Here is a 493-nt window from a genome sequence, read left to right on the forward strand (position 1 = left end):
CTAAGTGCGACGAGTAAACGAATTTCAAAGTACGGGGTCTGACAGGCAATGCGATTCTGACGACCTGCCCGCCGATGAAATGTGCCGTTGAACTGACCGAGCCGGAGAAGAAGACCTTGCAACAGCTGTCGCTCAAACATGCACATGAGGACTTTCGAACCCGTGGGCTGGGTCTGCTGGAGCTCGGCCGCGGTCGGCGGGCGCATGAGATCGCGCTCGAACTCGATGTGAGCGACAAGTCGGTGTACAACTGGGCGCACGCCTGGAACGACAATGGCCTCTGTGGTTTGCTGACCGGACATAAAGGCGGGCGCCCCCGCGCATTGTCTGATGCCATGATCGCCACGGCCGTCGAAGCAGCGCGTGCCGAATCGATGACGCTCAGGCAGATTGCGCTGCGCATTGAGGAAGTTCATAGCCAGCCGTTGCCGTGCCGGCTGGAAACGTTGTCGGTTGCACTCAGGCATGAAGGGTTCTCCTACAAACGTGGCCG

1 protein-coding gene is annotated in these 493 nt (G+C 59.4%); it reads left to right on the top strand.

Annotated elements, in window-relative coordinates:
• Nucleotides 1-116 precede the first annotated feature (116 nt).
• Nucleotides 117-493: helix-turn-helix domain-containing protein (locus P0D73_RS46735; RefSeq protein ID WP_408261898.1), on the top strand; the 377-nt coding region annotated here is incomplete at its 3' end.

This window comes from Paraburkholderia sp. RL18-101-BIB-B, assembly GCF_046026985.1.
Classification (GTDB): Bacteria; Pseudomonadota; Gammaproteobacteria; order Burkholderiales; family Burkholderiaceae; genus Paraburkholderia.